Source organism: Neoaquamicrobium sediminum, assembly GCF_013240295.1.
GTDB classification, from domain to species: domain Bacteria; phylum Pseudomonadota; class Alphaproteobacteria; order Rhizobiales; family Rhizobiaceae; genus Aerobium; species Aerobium sediminum.
Window position 1 is genome coordinate 878,759 of record NZ_JABETK010000001.1, and the last position, 20,717, is coordinate 899,475.

The following is a 20,717-nucleotide window of genomic DNA, read 5'->3' on the forward strand; positions in this document are numbered from 1 at the left end:
CAAACGGGGAGCCTTCCTTCCATGAACCAGATCGAGACCGAGATTCTGTCAGCCGCGACCGTCGATGAACCATGGGCGCTGGTGGAGAGCTTCTCGACATTCAAGCGTGAACATCCCACGGACGTGAACCGCGGCATGGACGAGGTGGTGCAGCGCCTTCGCAAGCACGGTGTCGAAGTGACGGTGCACGAGCCGAGCCTCTATCTCAGCCTTCCGGGCGCGGCACGCGTGGAAGCCGGGGGCAAGTCCTTCCGCGCCAAGCCGCCGGCGTACAGCGTGGATGCGCGCAAGGGCATTTCGGGCGAGCTGGTCTATGTGGGCGCCCGCCACAACGCCATGATAACCGACATGTTCGAGCAGAAGGTCGACACGACCGAAGAGCTGGCGAACCGCGTGCGCGGCAAGATCGTGATTTCGGAAGGCTTCGCGAGCCCCGGCCTCGTCTCGCAGTTCGAGGAAATCGGCGCCATCGGCGTGATCGGCATCAACCCCGGGGTCGATGTCCACTGGGGCATCTGCACCACGATCTGGGGCACGCCCGATCTCGACGACCTGCCGCGCAAGCCGAAGATCGCGGCGGTCGCCGTTAACCAGCCCGATGGCGAGGCGCTGATCGAGATCGCCGAAAAGGGCGGCAAAGTCACGCTCTTCACCGAAATGGAGGAAGGCTGGTTTACCTCCAAATTGCCCGAGGTCTTCATCCCCGGCACCGAAGAACCCGAAAAATACGTCTTCCTGCACGGCCATCTCGATAGCTGGGATGTCGGTGTCGGCGACAACGCTACCGGCGACGCGACCATGCTGGAAATCGCGCGCGTGCTCTGGGCGAACCGGGACAAGCTGAAGCGCTCCGTCCGCATCTGCTGGTGGCCGGGTCATTCGACAGGCCGCTATGCCGGCTCAACCTGGTTCTCGGATGCGTTCGCGCTCGATCTGGAAGAGAACGCCGTGGCGCAAGTCAACTGCGACAGCCCTGGCTGCCGCTGGGCCAGCGAATTCATCAATCTGTGCCGGATGAGCGAGACCGAAACCTTCCTCGCGGATGTTATCGAGGAAGTCGCGGGCAAAGCCATCGAAGGCGAACGCCCGCACCGCGCCGGCGACTACTCCTTCAACAATATCGGCATTTCCAGCTACCTGATGCTGTCGTCGACGATGCCCGACGTCCTGCGTGAGGAGAAGGGCTACTACACGGTCGGCGGCTGCGGCGGCAACATCGCCTGGCATACGGAAAACGATACGCTTGAGATCGCAGACAAGGACATCCTGCTGCGCGATATCAAGGTCTATCTCCTTGCCGTGCTGCGCAACGCCAACGCCACCATCCTGCCGTTCGACTGGCGCGCAACGACGAAGGAGTTCACCGAGACGATCGATGACTATCAGGCCAAGGCCGGGGACCGTTTCGACCTGTCCGCCTCCAAGAAGGCCGTCGCCGAACTGAGCAGCGCACTGGAGGATTTCTACGCCGGTGTCGAAGCCGGAAAGATCGCGCCCAAGGCTGCAAACCAGGTCATCCAGGATCTGGCCCGCATCCTCGTGCCGATCAACTTCACGCGCGTTCCGCGTTTCCATCATGACCCGGCGCTGACCATCCCGGCGCTGCCTTCGATCGCGGTCGCGGCCGAGCTCGACAGCCACGCGGACACACTTGGGTTCGCCAAAACGCAACTGGTGCGTGGCCAGAACCAGCTCATCTCGGCGTTACGGCAGGCGAAGCGGCATATCGCCATCCTGACCGCCTAAGCCGAACAGGGGAGGCGCCACAGGGCGCCTTCCCACACCGCTCGACGGAGCGCGCTACCCTCTCCGTTCATGCAACAGGCTGGCAACGACATGGCCGGCGTCGGGCCCGGCTCCCATGACCAGCGCGGACGCGCGATTGCGCTGCCATGGCCTGCCGACGAAGAACATGCCCGGCACCGGCGAGATGCCGCCGCGCTGAAGAACGCTCCCATCGGCAGCCATCGCTCCGGGTATGTCGATCCACCGATTGTCGTCCCGGTAGCCCACCGCCCAGATAACCGTGCGTATCGCGGCCGAAGTTCCGTCGGCAAACCTGGCTTCGCTGCCGGAGGCACCGGACAAACGCGGCGCGATCCGTATGCCAAGACCGGCAAGAGCACTGAAGCTTCTGCCCCTGTCCGGAAACGCATCCGACTGCTTCAACTTGTTGCCAATCCAGCTTTCTGCAGGCGCCCGAAGCACGCCGGATACGTTCAGCCACCACCACACGGATTTGCCGAACGCGCGCTCCGGAAAGAGCCTGCGGGGCTTGCCTGTCGACAGGATGGTGGACTGACTTTGCGCTGCCTCGGCGGCGATGTCACGACCGCTGGCGCCGTCACCAACGACAAGCACTGGCCCTTCGGGCAACTGATGCGGATTGCGGTAGGTCTGCGTCGTAAGCTGAAGCACCCCGCTTCCGAACTGGCCGGCCACCGCAGGCGTCAGTGCTTGCTGAAACCCGCCAGTCGCCACTATCACATCGCTGGCCCGAATTTCGGATCCATCATCGAGCGCGGCGTTGAACACGCCGTCGTCTTTGCAGAGACGAACGACGCGCGTGTTCAGGCGGACCGGAAACTCGAAATGCGAGGCGTACCGCTCCAGATAGCCGGCAAACTCGTCGCGTCCCGGATAAAGCTCGCGGTTGCCGTCGAGATTGAGCCCCGGCAGCGCGCTGAACTGGCGCGGGGTGAAGAGGGTGAGCGAATCGTACCGTGCCCGCCAGCTATCGCCGACGCGGTCGGCGCCGTCCACGACAACGAACGGCTCACCCGCGCGGGCCAGGTGATAGGCGGCTGCGAGGCCCGCCTGCCCCGCACCGATGACAAGGACAAAACGTTGCATCAGCCGACCGTGTGAAACCCGACCACCATCGAACTTACGCCGCCTCCTTGCCTATCCCATGCCGAAGACATGAGTCTGCAAGCTCTAGCGGCTAGAGATGCAAGCGCTTTCTTTCCAGCAGCATCAAACCCCGACACCGCCCCGGACGACGATTGGCGACGGGGTGGCGACGCGGTCGTAGAGGTCGATGATGTCCTGGTTCATCAGGCGCACGCAGCCGCTAGATACAGCCTTGCCAATCGTCCAGTATTCAGGCGTGCCGTGAAGACGGTATAGCGTGTCCTGACCGCCCTGGAAGATATAAAGGGCTCTGGCACCTAGCGGGTTGGTCAGACCGGGCGGCTGGCCACCATTCTCGGCGCTGTACTTTTCGAGGTCCGGCTGGCGGGCGATCATTTCCGCGGGCGGGGTCCATGTCGGCCAGCGACGTTTCCACTGTATCACGCCGTCGCCAGACCATTCGAAGCCTTGCCGACCCAGGCCGACACCATAGCGCATGGCCTGGCCGCCCTGCAGGACGAGATAGAGAAAGAAGGATCGCGTATCCACGACCACCGTTCCGGGACGCTCCCCGGTCGGGTCGTCGACGAGCTGGCGATAGAAGCGGTCGGGCACCTTGCTCAAATCGACCGCGGAATCGGAAAGTCTTCCTGCGGCATGGGGCCGTACATGGAAAGATAGGCTGGGTCGACGCGGGGCCCTGTGGGCACGGGCCTGACCGGTATATCTTCGGTCGTGGTGCATGCAGGCAAGACCAACCCTGCGGCTGCCGCGCCGGCCAGGCCCAACACCCGGCGGCGGGACGGATATGCTCGATTATCTGAACTATTCACTGTTTCACTCACGATAAGTTCATCGGGCCGCTCGAATTTCAAGCGATGGCTAAAGCGATCTACGACCATCAACCCCTGTGTCGCGGGATGGTTTCCCGCCTGATGCGATGGTCGATCTTTTCGCCGGGCAAACCTATCGGGGTGGAGGGCCAAGTATGGCGGCGAAGGCTCCGAAACCGCTGCATGGGCGCGCCGTCACAAGTGCGCGGACCGTTGCGTGTTCCATCGGTTTCTGCACAGCGACAAGCCAGACACACCCATCGTGACAGTCGGTCGGTTTGCCCGGCAAAGACGAGGACGTGCCGTCGCCGTCTTCCGCGTCAACAGAGAGGTATGCTGCTTCAGGCGGCTCGAAGCCGGCCGTCGCCGGCTGCACCGCGATGTGCAGGCTGGCCAAACACACCAGCAGGAGGAGGGCCAGCGCCTTGATCATAACACCCTATTTCCCGGGTGAGTGAGGATCGGCAAGCGCTGCGGCAGGGCGGCTGATCGGCACGGATGTGAGCGAGGTTCGCTTTGCCAGCGCCGCTTCGCCGCTCCGCTCCAGGAGCTTGCGGAAAGTCGGGTGCATGCCGCCGTCGACGTAGGCGTGAGCGGAAAGCGCCGTGCCCGTCACCGTCAGCTTCTCCATCGCGACACGGTCGGCCTGTGTCTTGGCGGCAACCAGCGGCGATGATGCGTCAAGCGACGGCGGGCAGGCAGCAAGCGCATTCGTCGGTTCGCCGCCCTCAAACTCCCTGTCGAAGACGTACCGGCCACCGCAATGAGAAACTTTCGGCTGGCGGCGGGTCACCTCGAAAATATCGTATCCCTGCTTGAGATCGGACCAGAATGCGAAGTTGGGATCGTTGCGATTCTTCGCCATGTTTTCGGGCGTCATGCGGAAGGGGAATGCCTGGACCTGAAACGACCCCTGCCCACCGCGCAGCGCCTCGCGCGCGACAGCATAGATCTCCGCAACGCCTTCGTCCGTCAGTGCATAGCAGCCGGACGACGAGCAGGCGCCGTGCACCATCAGGGCTTCACCAGTGTAGCCCAGCGCCGATTCAAGCCTGTTCGGGTAGCCGAGGTTGAACGAAAGGTAATATTGGGACTTGGGATTCAGCATGCCTGCCGAGACATGGTAGAAGCCCTCGGGCGCCTGCCGGTCTCCGGTCTGCTTCTTGGGGCCGAGCTTTCCCGACCAACGGCACATCGGATAGGTCTTCAGAAGCGCGAACGTGCCATTTCGGCCTCGCTTCCAGATTTCAAGCTCGCTTTCCTGCTTGAATATCCTGACCAGAATGGGCGCGGAAGGCGACATCGACTTGCGCGACATCTCGGCCTTGAGCGCGGCGGGAATGGGCTGCGTCGCCTTGCTGTCAACGTCGAGAACGGTGGAAACACAGGCGCTCAGCAAAAACGCCAGTGCTGCAATCCCTGCAATTCTCAGTGCTGTCGGCATCATCAACTATCGCTTCTTCGACGGACTCGTACGGCTAGGCCAAGACACGATTGTCCGCTTATCATAGTTAAGATGATGTTTCCGCCCACAACTTCGCGAGCGAGTATGGTGCGAGATGTCCGCGTCGGTAACGGCGTTGGTAACGGACGGATCAAACACGCTTGACTGGCGCGTGCGAGGCCATGGTGAAAGGGTGCGCCGACCGAAACAGTGCGACCCACCCGACGAAATGTTGTTGCGCCTGGGAACTTTCATCGCCGCAGGAGCGGCCACCTACCTCACACTTTCAGTGGTGTTGCGGCTTGTCTGTCTAGCGCTTGGGCATAATGCAACGGAGATGCTCTTCGCCGAGGCTGCGCTCTACCTCTTCTCCCTCGCGGCCGCGGTCGAAGGAGCGCTTTTCCCGCCCGAAAAGGCGAGAGGTGCGGTCTCGTCAACGAGACTGACCCAAAGATTCAGGTCATCCTGCGATTGGCGCTTGAGGTAATAGATTTCCGTTTCCTGCCAGGGCAGCACCTTCTGCTCGACGTTGTCGAGAATGAAGTCGCCGAGATCCGTCACGACGGTCAGGACCGCATGACCTCCGCCACTGGCGTCGCGCGCAACGGTGAGCAGAAGGGCTCCGAGGGGATACCCCATCTCGTTCAGCCGCTTGCGCTTCATCAGCGCGTAATCCTCGCAGTCTCCGACCGTAGTCGGATATTCCCAACGTTCCTCGACCCCGAAAATCTCCATGTCGGTCAGCGGTGCGACAGCTTGGTTCACCTCGGCATTGACCGCGACAATCTCGCGCCAGCGCGGCTTGGTGAGCTGGACCGACGGCCCTTCCGGTGCCCGAGCGCAGCGCTCGGCATAGTTGCGGCAGTAGTTGTAATAGCCGACGGGCATGCTCGTTGTGCCAAAGGTCAGCATGTTGCGCGCACTGGTCGGTTGGGTGGGATTGAAATGAAAGGCATTGGCCGAAGCAGCAACGCACGACATCATGAGCACGAAGGTGCCGAGCATCAGGCGTATCATCTGGTCGTCTCCCCGTTGTCCGTGGGGAAGAGATACTTTAATCGCCTGAAAACGCTGAAAAATCAGATACTTGAATTAGATACAACTTTTCTGAAAATTGCCTGCGTCGCAGCAAGTTTTCGTTGACCAACATGGTTTGTTCCAATGCGGCGAAAGGCCAGTTACAAACCGCTTCGTTGTGGCTAATATCTCTAGAGACTGGAGGATTTGATGCTGACGATCGGAACCCTCTCCCGCCAGACGGGCGTCAAGATTCCCACCATCCGCTACTACGAGCAGATGGGACTGATGGCGGCTGCCGAACGGTCGGAGGGGAACCAGCGTCGCTACGGGCTCCGCGACAGGGACCGTCTTTCGCTCATAAAGCACGCACGTGATCTCGGTTTCACGATCGAGGCCATCAGGGAGCTTCTGGAGCTGAGCGCCCATCCGGAACGCCCCTGCGCCGATGCCGACCAGATTGCTGTTCGCCAGCTCCAGAGCGTGCGCGAGAAAATCGCCAGGCTGCAGACGTTGGAAACGGAACTCGGGCGTATCGCCACCTGCTGTCATGGCGACCATATCAAGGACTGCTACGTCCTGCAGTCGCTCGCCAACCACGAGATGTGCGAAAGCGAGCATCAGTAGCCCAGGCGAGAAGCAGGCCTCCAGCCTCTCTATGCAGCAATCCTGCGCGGACACTGCCGCGCGGAAGGAACGGCTTGCAAAATATGCAGAACCGGCTTTATTTGCAAATGAATTGCAACTGCATATGATTGCGCGTCCATGACCGATCCAACGCCAGACCCTCCCGGAGGCTGGAGCAGCAGACCCAAAGTGCCTTCGATGTCGGACGTTCACCGGTCGGTCCCGGTGCGCGCCGGCGGATCGTCCTGGCGAAGGGCAGCGGCTTTCTTCGGGCCGGGCTATCTCGTTGCCGTGGGCTATATGGACCCTGGCAACTGGGCGACGTCGATCGCCGGAGGCTCAAGGTTCGGCTACACGCTTCTCGTGGTCGCCCTGATCTCCAACATCATGGCGATCGTCCTGCAGTCGCTTTGCGCGCGGCTGGCGATCGCATCCGGCCGCGATCTCGCCCAGGCATGCAGGGACGCCTACCCGGTGTGGGTATCGCGCGTTTTATGGTTTCTTGCGGAGATCGCGATCATCGCCACCGACATCGCCGAGGTGATTGGAACGGCCATCGGGCTCAACCTGCTTTTCGGCATTCCGCTGGAAATCGGCGTGATCATCACCGCGCTGGATGTCTTCCTGATCCTCTACCTCCAGAAGCTCGGGTTCCGGTGGGTTGAAGCGCTGGTGATTGCCCTGCTCGGCATCATCGCCGTCTGCTTCGCGCTGCAGATCGTGCTGGCCGATCCCGACTGGGGTGACGTCATAAGAGGCTTTGCGCCGACGACGGAGATCGTAAGCAATCCTGAAATGCTCTATCTCGCGCTCGGCATCCTCGGCGCCACGGTGATGCCGCATAACCTCTATCTGCACTCCGGTATCATCCAGACCCGTAACTACGGCGACAGCCTGACCGAGAAGCGGGAGGCGTTGAAGTTCGCCACCATCGACTCGACGGTCGCGCTGATGTTCGCGCTCTGTATCAATGCGGCGATCCTGATCCTCGCCGCCGCGACATTCAATGCCACCGGACGAACGGAAATCGTCGAGTTGGGCGAGGCGCACAGCCTGCTGGCGCCGCTGCTCGGCGCCGCGATCGCACCGACGCTCTTTGGCGTTGCGCTTCTGTGTTCCGGTATCAATTCAACCGTGACAGCGACGCTTGCGGGCCAGATCGTGATGGAAGGCTTTCTCGACATCAGGCTGCCGCCGTGGCTGCGCAGGCTGGTGACCCGGGCGATCGCCATCGTGCCGGCGGCGGCCGTCACCATCTGGTATGGCGAAAGCGGCACGGCGCGTCTGTTGATCCTCACCCAGGTTGTCCTGAGCCTGCAACTGTCCTTCGCAGTCTTTCCACTGGTGATGTTCACGGCGGACAAACGCAAGATGGGCGCACTCGTCGCTCCGCGCGGGCTGGCCGCGTTCGCATTCGCAATCGCGTTCATCATCGCGGCGCTCAACATCAAGTTGATCGCGGATTTCCTGTCGGAACGCGCTTAGGATCAGGCCCGCATCTCATCCTCGAAACGGCAGAAATACGACGTCCGGTCCTGCTTGCCCTCCGACGAAGGGACGCCGCGCAGCGTGACGGCGACAACCGGGCTGCCCGGCCGCGTCTGCACCGAACCTTTGATCGTGACTTCCGGATGATCGTCGGGGACTAGGTCGAAACCCGTCTCGCCGCCCCGCGTCTCGCCCCACCGGACCGTACCGGAATCGTAGTCTCCCTCCGCCGCGTAGGTCGGCTCCATCCTGTCCCGGTCGAGGAACAGATAGAATTCCAGGTCGGCGCCCATTGGTGCGCGGCCCCAGCGCCAGGCCTCGGCCTTCTCGACGGACGGCTTCACCTCGCGGACCAGTGCCTCGCAATCGGCGGATGTCGGCGCACCGCCCTCTTGCGGATAAAACAGGAAAACCCCAACCGGCGGCTCGGCGGCGGTGGCCGCCGTGCAGAGCATCAACACGACCGCTGGCGCACGAAAAGTGATGTCAATCGCATGCGTCTTGTATCCCCGCCTGTAGGCCGAGCGCCCCGGGAACCCGGCCGCTTGAGAGCGCTACGGAATGGTCAGCCTCGCGATGACCGGAAGATGGTTCGATCCAAATGTAGGGCCCGTCGACAGATCTTCGAGGCCGACCGACGGCGAGACGATAATGCGATCGATCGGGGTGCCCAACTGCGTCACCGCCCCGTATCTCGTGCTGAAGCGCGTCGGAGCCGGCCACCAGCGCGATTCGGTCGTGCGGTAGCCGGTCGACGACAGCAGGTCCTGGAAGAAGGGAGACCAGGACGGTGTATTCCAGTCGCCCGCCACGATAACCGGTGTCTCAGGCGGTTCGGATTTGAGAGCCTCGGCAAGGTCGCGGAGATAGGCGCTGCGCTCGCGCCACATCGGCGGGGTTCTGGGCGTCTGCGGGTGCACCGCGTAGACGACCACCGTCCGCTCGCCAACGAGCACTTCATAGCGGACCGCGAAGCGGCCGCCGGTATCCGTGCTTTGCGGCGAAACCGTCCTCTCGTCCAAGACGGGAAACCGGCTGAACAGCTTCATATCCGTGTTGGCGTCAAGGTCTCGGCTGCTCTCGTGGGGCCACAGGCCGCTGGCCACCAGCGCATCCTGCCACAACGGCGTCATCTCCTGCAGAACCACGATGTCGGCGCTGGCGACTTCCGGTATCGCAAGAAAACCCGAGGGGTCCGGGTTGTCGACATAGATGTTGGCGCTCACCATGGAGATCGCCGTTCCGGGCGTCGATGGCGCGGGAGCCGGCAGGAGAAAAAAGGGAACGGCGGCGGCGACGAGTGCGAGAACACCGCCTGCCCTGGCCCATCGGGACGGCAGGGCAAAGCCGAACACGAAAAGGCCCGCGCCAGCAAGGAACAGGTGCGGGCGCAGGAAGTTGGCCATGTCCGCAGCCCACACATGGCGTGAAAGGAACAGGGACACGAGAGCCGCCGCGGCGAAGACGGCTTGCGTCGCCACCGTCAGCACAACCAGCAGCCGCACAATGCGGGCGTATTTCCCAAAAGCACCCAAATGCCGCCCCCTCATATAACACCCATTTCTAAAGTGACGCAGAGGCACGCACCGCGCCAAGAAGTCAATCTGACGCACGGCGCAGGTTAAGATTTCCTGCGCCACCCCTTGTCTCTCTAGCCACTAGAGGTCTTATACCGACACTCCTGTGAGTCAGGAGTGTCTACAATGACCGTTTCGAGCCGCCAGACCCGCTTCAGGGTCGAAGGCATGGATTGCGCGAGTTGCGCGGCGAAAATCGATACCGCGGTACGCCGCATGCCGTCCGTTGCCGATGTCAAAGTCTCGGTTGTCGCCGGCACCATGACTGTCGAGCACGACGACAGCCTCGATGTCGCCGCGGTATCGCGGAAGGTAAGCGGGCTGGGCTACAAGACAGTCCCTGCGGGGAACGCGCAGAGCCCGGCGGACGCAAAGGCCAAGGCAGCGCAGGGCTGCACCGGCGACCACGCGCACGAGCATGGCGCCCGACATGGAACGGGCGAACCGACCAGCCATTCGGGTTCGTCCAGGAACAGCTCGCGCGCTGAAAAGTCTGACGGGCTGGAGGGTCTGCACGGACACGACCACGCCCCGCAGGACGGTCCCTGGTGGGCGACATCGAAGGCGCGGCTGACCATCGCCTGCGGCGCAGCGCTTGCCATAGCTTTCGTGGCCGCCAAGCTTTTCCCGCAGACGCAGCCATGGGGTTTCATCATCGCCATGGCCATCGGACTGATTCCCATTGCGCGCCGCGCGCTTGCCGGGGCCACGAACGGCAGCCCGTTCACCATTGAGACGTTGATGACGATCGCAGCGGTGGGTGCGGTTGTCATCGATGCGGCGGAAGAGGCAGCCGTCGTCGTGGTGCTCTTCCTCGTCGGCGAATTGCTCGAGGGGATCGCGACGGGCCGCGCCCGCGCCTCGATACGCGCACTTGCAACGTTGATGCCGAAGACCGCGCTTGTCGAGCGCGACGGCGCAACGGAAACGGTGGCGGCGGAAAGCCTCGGGGTCGATATGGTCGTGCTCACACGGCCGGGCGACAGGATCCCTGCGGACGGCGTAGTGGTCAGTGGCGAAAGCGCGGTCGACGAAGCGCCGATCACCGGCGAATCCGTGCCAAAGCGCAAGGAGCCCGGCGACGTCGTCTTTGCAGGCACCATAAATCAGGAAGGCGTGTTGCGGGTTCGGGTCACTGCTGCCGCCGCCGACAACACCATCTCCCGCATTATCGCGCTCGTCGAGGAAGCACAGGAGACCAAGGCACCGACCGAGCGCTTCATTGACCGGTTCGCAAAATATTACACGCCTGGCGTGATGGTCGTGGCGGCACTGATCGCCATCCTGCCGCCGCTGCTTACCGGCGCAGACTGGGAGACATGGATCTATCGCGGGCTCGCCGCACTTTTGATCGGTTGCCCTTGCGCCCTCGTGATTTCAACGCCGGCGGCAATTGCCGCTGCCCTTTCGGCCGGCGCCCGACGTGGTCTGCTGATGAAGGGCGGGGCCATTCTGGAGAATCTCGGCAAGGTCGACAGCGTGGCATTCGACAAGACCGGAACGCTCACAGAAGGTAAGCCCAAGGTTACAGACATCATCGCGATCGATCGCACGAAGCACGAGGTTCTGCGGCTGGCAGCCGCCCTTGAAGCGGGATCGGGCCATCCGCTGGCAACCGCCATACTGGCAAAGGCCGACGACGAGAAGGTGGCCGTGACAGCGGCATCGGATGCCGGTGCCGTAGGTGGCAAGGGAGTCGTGGGCACCGTCGACGGTGTGAAGCTATTTCTGGCCTCCCCGCGCGCGGCGTCCGAAAAGGTCGTGCTGGACGAGACACTGTCAGCGCGCATCGCCGCCCTGAACGACGAGGGCAAGACGGTGTCTGTGCTGCTTGTGGCAGACACCGTCGCCGGCCTCATCGCGATGCGCGACGAGCCGCGCGAGGATGCCAGGGCGGGCATCGCTGCGCTGCGCGATCTCGGTGCTGAAACGATCATGCTCACCGGCGACAACCGGCGCACGGCGAAGGCAATCGCAAGCACCCTGGGCATGGAAGCCCGGGCAGAACTGATGCCGCAGGACAAGCAGAAGATCGTCGGCGAACTGCGCAAGGCAGGCAGGTTTGTCGCCAAGGTTGGAGACGGCATCAACGACGCTCCCGCACTTGCCGCAGCCGACATCGGAATCGCCATGGGCGGCGGAACCGACGTGGCGCTCGAGACCGCGGACGCTGCGGTTCTGCATGGTCGTGTCATCGATGTCGCCAACATGGTCACGCTGTCGCGCCTGACGATGCGTAACATCTTCCAGAACATAACCATCTCGCTCGGCCTCAAAGCCGTTTTCCTGGTGACCACGGTTCTCGGAGTGACCGGGTTGTGGCCCGCCATTCTGGCCGACACGGGCGCCACGGTGCTTGTCACGGCGAACGCCATGCGCCTGCTCGGCTGGAAAGGCATCTCGGAAAGCTGATCGAGGCTCGATCGCCAATTGCCGCATTCGAAAAACCGTTCATTGAGGGAGCCGTTTCTTGTCATTGCCATTCAAAGTCGTCCTGCTGGCCGGGACGCTCTGTTCCACAGCCGCGTCAGCGCATGAATTTTCTTCCGGCGCTGTCGTGATCGACCACCCCTGGGCGCGGGTTACGGCGGCGTCCGCCCCGGTAGCGGGGGCCTATCTGACAGTCACAAACACAGGATCGGAACCTGACAGGCTGCTTGGCGGCTCCACACCGATCGCGTCGCGCATCGAGATTCACCAGATGACGATGGACGACGGTGTCGCACGCATGCGGCTCCTTCCCGACGGCGCTGAGATTGCGCCCGGCGCAACCATCGAGCTTGCACCCGGAGGCATGCATCTGATGCTCATAGGCCCGGACCGGCAACTGGTCGAAGGAGACAGCTTCAAGGCAACGCTTGAGTTCGCGCGGTCGGGAACGATCGACATCGAGTTCGTGATCCAGCGCACAGCCCTGGGCGGAGCAACCGGGGACGGCGAGCATGCAGGTCACAAGCCATGAAGGGCCTCCGGCTATTCCGGCTGGCCGTGTGGGCGGCTGTCTTCGTGCTTGGTGGCTTTCTGCTCATCTCGATGCAGTTTCCCGAAAGCCAGGTTGGCCGGCAGACAACAGCCAGCGGAACGGCAAAGGTCGGCGGCCCGTTCTCGCTTCTGACGCCCGCAGGCAAACGCATCGACAACCAGTCGCTTGCCGGTCGCCCGTATATCGTGTTTTTCGGCTTCACCTATTGCCCGGACATCTGTCCCACGACGCTCTTCGAACTCACGGACCTGATGGCCGATCTCGGTCCGGACGCAGATAGCTTCGAGGTCCTATTCGTCACCGTCGACCCGGAACGGGATACGCCGGCCGCGCTTTCGAGCTACATGACGTCCTTCGACAGCCGCATAACCGCGCTTCGTGGGTCGGCTACGGAAACAGAGAACACGCTGAAGTCCTTTTCCGCCTACGCGAAAAAGGTGCCGCTCGAGACGGGCGGATACACGATGGACCACACGGCCGGCGTCTTCCTCATGCGGCCCGACGGCGGATTCACCGGCATGATGGACATGCACGAGCCGCGCGAAACGAAACTGGAGAAGCTGCGGCGGCTCGCACGGATGGCGAATACCGTACAAGGCTAACAGCGAGTTCGTTCACTGCTGGCGCAGGGCCCGCGCGCGGTCATCGGCGGCGGTCAGTTGCAGCATTGCCGCCAGAACGCCGACTACGATGAGGGACACCCAGCCAATCGAATAGCTGCCGCTCCACTGGTAGCTCAGGCCACCCAGCCAGGCGCCGAGGAAAGCGCCGACCTGGTGGCTCATGAACATGACACCGAACAGGGCGCCGAAATTCGCCGGGCCGAACAATCCGTTGATGAGGCCGCTGACCGGAGGAACGACACTCAGCCACAGGAAGCCCATGGCCGCTGCAAAGACCAGCGTCGTCTCGACGCTGACGGGCAGCGCGAAGAAGATGGCAACCGACGCGGTACGCAACAGGTAGATCAGCGCCAGCACGTTCCGGTTGCCCCAGCGCTGGCACAGATAGCCTGCAACCAGCGTTCCCACTGCATTGCATATGCCGATGAGCGCAATCGCCTCGGCGCCGACGGAAGGCGGCAGGCCGCATATGGCGATGAAGTTCGGCAAATGCGTCGCGATGAATATCAACTGGAAACCACAGGCGAAGAAGGCAAAGGTCGTGATGACGAATGTGCGGTTGGCGAGGGCCTCGGCAATCGCACTGCGTGCATCGACGCGGCGCGCCGGACTTGAAGCGACCGGATCGACACCCCTCGCCGAAACAGCAACGCCACAGCCGCCATCGATGCCGCCAGCAAGGCGAGACCACCGAGCGCGCCCTGCCAGGACCAGGCGTCGATCATTACCTGCGCGGCAGGTGCAACGACGAAGGTACCGAGCGAACCGACGGCTGCCAGGATCGAAACCGCCGTCGCACGCACGGCAGGTGCCGCAAGGCGTGAAACGATACCGACCAGCACGCCGTGCGAGGTTGCCGCCACCGCCAGGCCGATCAGCAGCCCACCGCCAATGTAGAGCCCGAAATGCCCGCCCGAGGCGGTCATGTAGAGGCCGGCGCAATACAGCGCAGCAGCGATCACGACGACCAGACGCCCGCCGAAGCGGTCGCACAAGGCGCCCATGAACGGCTGCCCGATACCCCAGGCAAGGTTTTGAAGCGCCATCGCGAAGCCGAACGTTGCCACCGTGATGCCGGTCGCGCGCACCATCGGCTCCATGAACAGACCCAGACTTTGCCGCAGCCCCATCGAAAGCGAAAGGATGGTGCCGGCGGCTACAAGGCACAGGATCAGAGCTGGCGTCCATTGTCTGGCAATCGGCTGCGGCACGGGAATCCTCCTCGACGAGTTCCCCCGACGATAAGCCCGCACCGGAAAGGCGAAACTCACTAGTCGGTATACATGCCGATTGGCTTCAGCCGACGGCGCGCACCTCCACGTTCCGGCCGGAGCCGAGCCGGTTAGCAATCCGGCTGGAAACAAGCGTGGCGGCAGCCTCGCCGGCCACCCGCGCGTATGTCACGTCGCGGTGGACGAGCATCAGGGCGATAGCGCCTTCGAGCAGCAGCATCACCTGCTGCGCAAGCGTTTCCGGGTCCCCGGCGCCGCTGCTCCGCAATTCTTCGGCCAGCCACGCCTCGAAACGCCGCTTGTGGTCCGCCGCCATCAACACTGCCGGATGGCCCGGCTGTCCAGCCAGTTCGACGGCCGCGCGGGTAAACCCGCAGCCGCGCCACTTCGGCTGCGCCGCATGCGAAGCCAGCGCCACAAACATACGCCCGATCCTGTCGGGCAACGGCCGGTCGTCATCACCCAGCCAATCGCGATACCGGCTGCGCGTCGACGCGTCGCGCGCCTCCAGATAGGCGGCGATCAACGCATCCTTGCTTTCGAAGTGATAATATAGCGTCCGCTTGGTCACGCCGGCCTGCGCCGCGATCGCGTCGACACTGACGCTGCGCAGGCCATGCGCATAGAAAAGGGTTTCCGCGGCATCGACGATCCTGGATCGCGTGGTTTCCGACATTGGCGCTATCCCCTCTCTGGCTGGCGCAATCAGTTTGCTCGAGCGGCATCATTCCGCAACGGGCCTTCCCGAGCGCTCGTTGCCATATCGACCAGTTGCCTGAGTGCTTCCGACGCGCTGTCGGGTCTCCAGGCCACGCCCACCTCCGTCACCGGAGCCGTTCCGCCGAGCTTCAGATATGTGACCCCCGGCGGCGCGAGACTGCGCATGCAGCCCGGCACGAAGGCGATCCCCATGCCTTCCGCGACCAGGTTGACGATCGTCTGCATCTGCATCGCATGTTGCGCGATGAACGGACGCGCGCCCTGATCCGCGTAATAGCGGGTGACAACATCGTGAAGCGCGGGCGCACCCTGCCTTGGAAACAGGATGAGCGGCTTGTCGCGCAGATGGTCGAACGACACCGCTCCGCCGACAGGCGCAATCTGCCCGGCCTCGATCCACGCCGACGGTACCGCGACCACAAGCTCCTCGGACACGACAGGCACATAGCCAAGCGGGACGGGCACTGCGCGGTTTGGCGGAGGGATAATCAATCCGGCATCCAGCTCGCCGCCGAGAAGCGCCTCGATCTGCACATCGCTCGTCGCCTCGCTCATCACCAGTTCCACCTCCGGGAATGACTGCTTGAAGCGACGTACCAGCGGCGGCAGGAAGCTGTAGCTGACGAAGCTGACAAACGCCAAACGCACCGTGCCGACTTCGCCACGCGACAGACGGCGCGCGAGGTCCGGCAGCACCGCGGCCTCGTCGAGGATCCGCCGCGCATAGGGCAGCCATTCCTGCCCCACGGGGCTCAGCCGCACACTCCGCTTGGTCCGAAAAAACAGCGATAGGCCGAGTTCGGCTTCGAGCGCCTGGATACTCTGGCTGAGCGGTGGTTGGGTGATGCCCAGCCGTTCGGCGGCGCGGCCAAAATGCAGTTCTTCCGCAACGGCGACGAAATGACGAAGCTGGCGCAGTTCCATGTTGCACCTCATTAATATTCTTGCCGACCTAATACCATATAATAAATAGATTTCCTGGATTAATTCACTCGGGTTTATGCTTGGCTCCGCCTAAGCCAGCCGGAGGAGTCAGCCAGTGCCACATAACGAGCGATCGAAAACGATCTCGCAGGGCAATGAGCGCGCACCCAATCGCGCCATGTTTCGCGCCCTCGGCTACACCAGCGACGATTTCGACAAGCCGATGATCGGCATTGCCAACGGTCACTCCACCATCACCCCTGCAATGCTGGTCTCCAACCGCTGGCCGACGCCGCCGCTGCGGCGATCAAGGCGGCGGGCGCGAATGCCCAGATTTTCGGTGTGCCCACGATTTCCGACGGCATGTCCATGGGCACGGAAGGCATGAAATATTCTCTAGTCTCCCGCGAGGTCATAGCGGATTGCGTTGAAACCACCGTGCAGGGCCAGTGGATGGACGGGGTGCTGGTTATCGGCGGCTGCGACAAGAACAAGCCCGGCGGAATGATGGGTATCGCTAGGGCAAACGTTCCGGCGATCTACGTTTATGGCGGCACGATCAAGCCCGGCCGCTGGAAGGAGCAGGACCTTTCCGTCATCTCCGCATTCGAGGCCGTAGGAGCATTCAATGCCGGCACGATGAGCCGGGAGGATTTCGAAGGCATAGAACACAATGCCTGCCCCACCACCGGCGCCTGCGGCGGCATGTACACGGCCAACACGATGAGTTCCTCCTTCGAGGCCCTCGGCATGTCGCTGATGGGGTCTTCGACCATGGCGAACGTCGACGGCGAAAAGCTGGAGTCCACGGCGGAGTCGGCGCGCGTGCTCGTCGAGGCGGTGAAGAAGGGGATAAAGCCGCGCGACATCATCACCAGGCAGAGCGTCGAAAACGCCATCGCGCTGGTCATGGCGACCGGCGGCTCCACCAATGCAGTCCTCCACTACCTCGCCATCTGCCATGCGGCTGAAGTCGAATGGACGCTGGAGGACTTCGAACGGATGCGGCGCAAGGTGCCGGTCATCTGCGACCTGAAGCCATCGGGTCAATACATGGCCGTCGACCTGCACCGGCAGGGCGGCGTGCCGCAGGTGCTGAAGCTGTTGCTCGAAGCCGGGATGCTCAACGGCGACTGCCTGACCATTACCGGCAGGACCATCGCTGAAGAGCTGGCGCAGGTGCCGGCCAGCCCCCTGCCGATCAGGACGTTGTGCGTCCCGTCGAAGATGCACTCTACAAGGAGGGCCATCTGGCGATCCTGCGCGGCAATCTCGCCGAAGACGGTGCCGTCGCGAAGATCACCGGGTTGAAATCGACATCGATTACCGGGCCGGCACGCGTGTTCGAGGATGAGGAGAGCGCCATGCACGCCATCCTGTCGGATGCGATCCGTCCCGGCGACGTGCTGGTGCTGCGCTATCTCGGCCCCAAGGGCGGGCCGGGCATGCCTGAAATGCTGGCGCCGACGTCAGCCATCGTGGGGCGCGGCCTCGGCGACAAGGTCGGCCTCATCACCGACGGGCGGTTTTCCGGCGGATCATGGGGACTGCTCGTCGGCCACGTCACGCCGGAAGCCTTCGAGGGCGGCACCATCGCGCTGGTCGAGGAAGGCGACATGATTACCATCGACGCACCCTCGCGTCTGATCCAGCTCGACGTCGATGACGACGAGATCGAGCGCAGACGGCGCAACTGGACCCAGCCGAAGCCGCGCTACACGCGTGGCGTACTCGCCAAATTCGCAGCGCTCGCCAGCCCCGCCAGCAAGGGAGCCGTCACGGGATAGGTTGCGTCACAATCTTCAACAGGGAGGAAGAAACATGAACCACTACGTTAGACACATCGCCGGCACGATATTCGCCGCTGCAACGACCTTGGCCTTGTCGGTCTTCGCCTACGCGCAGCAGGAGGTAAAGCTCGGCTATGCTCTGGCGACGACGTCGCATTACGGCGTGGCTGCCGAGAAGTGGCAGGAGGTCGTCGAGGCCGAGACCGACGGCCGCCATGTGTTCCGCCACTTCCCCTCCTCCGGTCTCGGCGGCGAGCGCGAGGTCATCGAGGGCGTGCAGCTCGGCACCGTCGAGGCGACCATCGTCTCGTCCGGCACGCTGTCGAACTTCGTGCCGGAGACCGGCGTCTTCGACATCCCCTTCCTGTTCCGTGACCTTGCCCATGCCCGCGCCGTGCTCGACGGTCCGATCGGCCAGGAGATCCTGGCAAAGTTCGACGATGTCGGCCTGGTCGCACTTGCCTGGGGCGAGCAGGGCTTCCGCCACATCACCAACAACCGCAACGCCATTGCAGGGCCTGCCGACGTCGCCGGCCTGAAGCTGCGCACGATGGAAAACCCGACCCACATCACCGCCTTCGAGGCGCTGGGCGCGGCTCCCACCCCGATGGCATGGCCGGAGGTGATCGGCGCCCTGCAGCAGGGCACCATCGACGGCCAGGAGAACCCGCTGTCGGTCATCACGTCCGCCAAGCTGTCGGAAGTGCAGAAGTACCTGACCCTGTCGGGCCACGTCTATTCGCCGGCGATGCTGCTCGTCTCCAAGCAGCTCTGGGACGGCATGTCGGAAGAGGACCAGGAGATCTTCCGCAACGCGGCCTCCGAAGCCGTGACCGCCATGCGCGGCTTCGTCGACGACGTCGAGACCTCCGGCGTCGCACAGCTCAAGGAAGCGGGAATGGACGTCGGAGAACTCAGCGCGGAGCAACGCGCTGCTTTTCAGAAGGCGCTGACGACTGCGTATGAGACCTACTACGGCACATTTGGCAAGGAGCTTGTCGACCAGATCATCGCAAGTAAGTAGCCTTGCGAACCTGATCGTGTGGTTGGCATCGGCGCTCCAATGCCAACCACAATCGTGCCTGCCTAGGCCAGTTGCTTGCGCAGTTCCGTCTTGAGCACCTTGCCGTAGCTGTTCTTCGGCAGTTCGGCGCAGAAAACATAACGCTTCGGCTTCTTGAAAGACGCCATCTCGGCGCGGCACCATGCGTCGAGCACCTTGGCATCGCAGGCGCCTTCGCCGCGCGGCACCACGAAGGCTACGACATCCTCGCCCCACTCCGCGCTCGGCTGGCCGACGACCGAGACCTCGAGCACGCCGGGATGCCGGGCCACCACCTCCTCGACCTCGCGCGGATAGATGTTGGTGCCGCCGGAGATGATCAGGTCCTTGGCACGGTCGGTGAGCGTAAGGAAGCCGTCCTCGTCGAGCCGGCCGATGTCGCCGGTATGGAGCCAACCGTTACGTAGGGTCTCAGCCGTCGCCTTTTCGTTGCGCCAATAGCCCTTCATCACTGTCGCACCACGAACGAGGATTTCGCCCGCTTCGCCGGGTTGCACATCCTCGCCGTCGTTCGCGATGCGCACCTCAACGCAGGACATAGCCTGCCCGACGGAGGCACGGCGCTCTCGCCAGTGCGGATGCGTCTCGTCGGCAACGAGTTCGCGGGTCAGCGACGTGATCGTCATCGGCGTCTCGCCCTGTCCGTAGATCTGGACGAAGCGAGGGCCAAACAGCGACAGCGCCTCGTCGATGTCGGCCGCATACATCGGGCCGCCGCCATAGACGACGGTGCGGATGCCCTCGCCGCGATAGCCCGAAGCCTTGGCGGCCTCGATCATGCGCTTGACCATGGTGGGCGCGGCAAACATCACCGCCTGGCCAAAATGGCGCGACAGCGCCTCGATCTCGGCCGGGTCGAAGCCGCGCGACAGCGGGAACACGTGACTACCGCCGGCGCGCACGAAGACGAAGTTGTAGATGCCGGCGCCGTGCGAAATGGGCGCCGCATAAATCGTCGCCTGGTCCGGTGCGGGCTGGTCGACATCCAGCGCATAGGCAAGCGTTGCCACGCGCATGTTCCAATGGGTCAGCATGACGCCCTTGGGTCGGCCGGTCGTGCCCGATGTGTAGAACAGCCAGGCAATATCATCCCCCGACACGCGCGCCGGCGAGGCATCTCCCTCAACCTGCTCGAAGAGGGCGGACCATTGCGGCGAGCCTACGGCGATCTGTGCGCAGTCGGCCGGCAGGCCTGCATCCGCGCCCAGCCCGTCACCGTCGCAGACGAGAACCGCCGCACCGGCGTCACCCGTAATCCACGCCGCCTCGCGGGGATGCAGCTTGCTGTTGATCGGCACGATGGTGCCGCCGAACCACCAAACCGCATAGAAAAGTTCGAGATAGGCCGGGCAGTTCTTCATGAAGACGGCGACGCGGTCACCAGCCTTGAGGTCGTGCGCGGCCTGCAGGCCTGCCGCCAGTGCACGCACCCGTGCCGCGAAACCGGCATAGGTCGCGTAGAGCTCGGTACCCTCGAAGATCGCCGGCGCGTCGGGTTTTGCCCGGGCCGTGGCGTCCAGCCAGTCGGCTAGGTTCATGCGTG

At 63.3% G+C, this 20,717-nt stretch carries 20 protein-coding genes and 1 pseudogene; 10 read left to right on the forward strand and 11 right to left on the reverse strand.

Annotated features, from left to right (window positions below; translation table 11 throughout):
- Positions 1–21 precede the first annotated feature (21 nt).
- The gene (locus HK436_RS04160) at positions 22–1,746 is read left to right on the forward strand and encodes a M28 family peptidase (protein ID WP_173187560.1); all 1,725 of its coding nucleotides are present in this window, start codon (positions 22–24) and stop codon (positions 1,744–1,746) included.
- 54 nt (positions 1,747–1,800) lie between these two features.
- Here the strand turns inward: HK436_RS04160 and HK436_RS04165 are convergent, their stop codons facing one another.
- The 4 genes and pseudogenes from HK436_RS04165 to HK436_RS04180 form a co-directional block, all read right to left on the reverse strand.
- Entirely contained in the window at positions 1,801–2,853 is a 1,053-nt protein-coding gene (locus HK436_RS04165; protein WP_173187562.1) for a flavin-containing monooxygenase, read from the reverse strand.
- A gap of 123 nt (positions 2,854–2,976) precedes the next feature.
- Positions 2,977–3,686, reverse strand: a pseudogene (locus HK436_RS04170) (L,D-transpeptidase).
- A 439-nt stretch (positions 3,687–4,125) separates the two neighbouring features.
- Positions 4,126–5,133 carry a L,D-transpeptidase family protein gene (locus HK436_RS04175; RefSeq protein WP_173187566.1) on the reverse strand — a complete coding sequence of 336 codons (1,008 nt, stop codon included), beginning with the start codon at positions 5,131–5,133 and terminating at the stop codon, positions 4,126–4,128.
- Positions 5,134–5,490: 357 nt separating this feature from the next.
- The gene (locus HK436_RS04180) at positions 5,491–6,147 is read right to left on the reverse strand and encodes a transglutaminase-like cysteine peptidase (RefSeq protein ID WP_173187568.1); all 657 of its coding nucleotides are present in this window, start codon (positions 6,145–6,147) and stop codon (positions 5,491–5,493) included.
- A 210-nt stretch (positions 6,148–6,357) separates the two neighbouring features.
- Here HK436_RS04180 and HK436_RS04185 point away from each other — a divergent pair, with 210 nt between their 5' ends.
- A complete protein-coding gene (locus HK436_RS04185) occupies positions 6,358–6,774 on the forward strand; it encodes a MerR family transcriptional regulator (RefSeq protein WP_173187570.1) in 417 nt (138 codons plus the stop codon).
- Between the two features lie 138 nt (positions 6,775–6,912).
- Positions 6,913–8,259 (forward strand): Nramp family divalent metal transporter, encoded by a 1,347-nt coding sequence (locus HK436_RS04190; RefSeq protein WP_173187572.1) that lies wholly within the window; start codon positions 6,913–6,915, stop codon positions 8,257–8,259.
- Positions 8,260–8,261: 2 nt separating this feature from the next.
- Here the strand turns inward: HK436_RS04190 and HK436_RS04195 are convergent, their stop codons facing one another.
- Positions 8,262–8,717, reverse strand: coding sequence for a hypothetical protein (locus tag HK436_RS04195; RefSeq protein ID WP_173187573.1), 456 nt, complete (start codon positions 8,715–8,717; stop codon positions 8,262–8,264).
- A gap of 99 nt (positions 8,718–8,816) precedes the next feature.
- Positions 8,817–9,797, reverse strand: coding sequence for an endonuclease/exonuclease/phosphatase family protein (locus tag HK436_RS04200; RefSeq protein WP_244648518.1), 981 nt, complete (start codon positions 9,795–9,797; stop codon positions 8,817–8,819).
- A 168-nt stretch (positions 9,798–9,965) separates the two neighbouring features.
- Between HK436_RS04200 and HK436_RS04205 the strand changes: the two genes are divergently transcribed.
- Genes HK436_RS04205 through HK436_RS04215 form a run of 3 tightly spaced genes read left to right on the forward strand, consistent with a single transcriptional unit; the run spans position 9,966 to position 13,424 of the window.
- Positions 9,966–12,251: a heavy metal translocating P-type ATPase gene (locus HK436_RS04205; RefSeq protein ID WP_173187577.1), complete on the forward strand. Its 2,286-nt coding sequence runs from the start codon at positions 9,966–9,968 to the stop codon at positions 12,249–12,251.
- 58 nt (positions 12,252–12,309) lie between these two features.
- Complete coding sequence (locus tag HK436_RS04210) at positions 12,310–12,801, forward strand: copper chaperone PCu(A)C (protein WP_244648520.1); 492 nt, start codon at positions 12,310–12,312, stop codon at positions 12,799–12,801.
- Positions 12,798–13,424, forward strand: a complete 627-nt coding sequence (locus HK436_RS04215) for an SCO family protein (RefSeq protein WP_173187579.1) — start codon at positions 12,798–12,800, stop codon at positions 13,422–13,424. Before HK436_RS04210 ends, HK436_RS04215 begins: the two co-directional genes overlap by 4 nt.
- A 12-nt stretch (positions 13,425–13,436) precedes the next feature.
- Here HK436_RS04215 and HK436_RS04220 read toward each other — a convergent pair whose 3' ends face one another.
- From HK436_RS04220 to HK436_RS04235, 4 genes are all read right to left on the reverse strand, one after another.
- Complete coding sequence (locus tag HK436_RS04220) at positions 13,437–14,024, reverse strand: MFS transporter (protein WP_312860562.1); 588 nt, start codon at positions 14,022–14,024, stop codon at positions 13,437–13,439.
- Positions 13,952–14,656: an MFS transporter gene (locus tag HK436_RS31085; protein ID WP_173187581.1), complete on the reverse strand. Its 705-nt coding sequence runs from the start codon at positions 14,654–14,656 to the stop codon at positions 13,952–13,954. Before HK436_RS31085 ends, HK436_RS04220 begins: the two co-directional genes overlap by 73 nt.
- 85 nt (positions 14,657–14,741) lie before the next feature.
- Positions 14,742–15,353 (reverse strand): TetR/AcrR family transcriptional regulator, encoded by a 612-nt coding sequence (locus HK436_RS04230; protein ID WP_173187583.1) that lies wholly within the window; start codon positions 15,351–15,353, stop codon positions 14,742–14,744.
- A 29-nt stretch (positions 15,354–15,382) separates the two neighbouring features.
- Complete coding sequence (locus tag HK436_RS04235; RefSeq protein ID WP_173187585.1) at positions 15,383–16,321, reverse strand: LysR family transcriptional regulator; 939 nt, start codon at positions 16,319–16,321, stop codon at positions 15,383–15,385.
- A 115-nt stretch (positions 16,322–16,436) separates the two neighbouring features.
- On the opposite strand from HK436_RS04235, the gene HK436_RS31090 reads away from it, so the two are divergent.
- From HK436_RS31090 to HK436_RS04245, 4 genes are read left to right on the forward strand one after another with little or no spacing between them, the layout of a single operon-like run.
- Complete coding sequence (locus HK436_RS31090) at positions 16,437–16,709, forward strand: hypothetical protein (protein ID WP_244648522.1); 273 nt, start codon at positions 16,437–16,439, stop codon at positions 16,707–16,709.
- Complete coding sequence (locus tag HK436_RS04240) at positions 16,628–17,632, forward strand: dihydroxy-acid dehydratase domain-containing protein (RefSeq protein WP_312860563.1); 1,005 nt, start codon at positions 16,628–16,630, stop codon at positions 17,630–17,632. The genes HK436_RS31090 and HK436_RS04240 overlap by 82 nt, the downstream gene beginning before the upstream one ends.
- Positions 17,533–18,108, forward strand: coding sequence for an IlvD/Edd family dehydratase (locus tag HK436_RS32265; RefSeq protein ID WP_312860490.1), 576 nt, complete (start codon positions 17,533–17,535; stop codon positions 18,106–18,108). The genes HK436_RS04240 and HK436_RS32265 overlap by 100 nt, the downstream gene beginning before the upstream one ends.
- 34 nt (positions 18,109–18,142) lie before the next feature.
- Entirely contained in the window at positions 18,143–19,135 is a 993-nt protein-coding gene (locus tag HK436_RS04245) for a TRAP transporter substrate-binding protein (RefSeq protein WP_173187587.1), read from the forward strand.
- Between the two features lie 62 nt (positions 19,136–19,197).
- Here the strand turns inward: HK436_RS04245 and HK436_RS04250 are convergent, their stop codons facing one another.
- A complete protein-coding gene (locus HK436_RS04250; protein WP_173187589.1) occupies positions 19,198–20,712 on the reverse strand; it encodes a class I adenylate-forming enzyme family protein in 1,515 nt (504 codons plus the stop codon).
- Between the last annotated feature and the right edge of the window lie 5 nt (positions 20,713–20,717).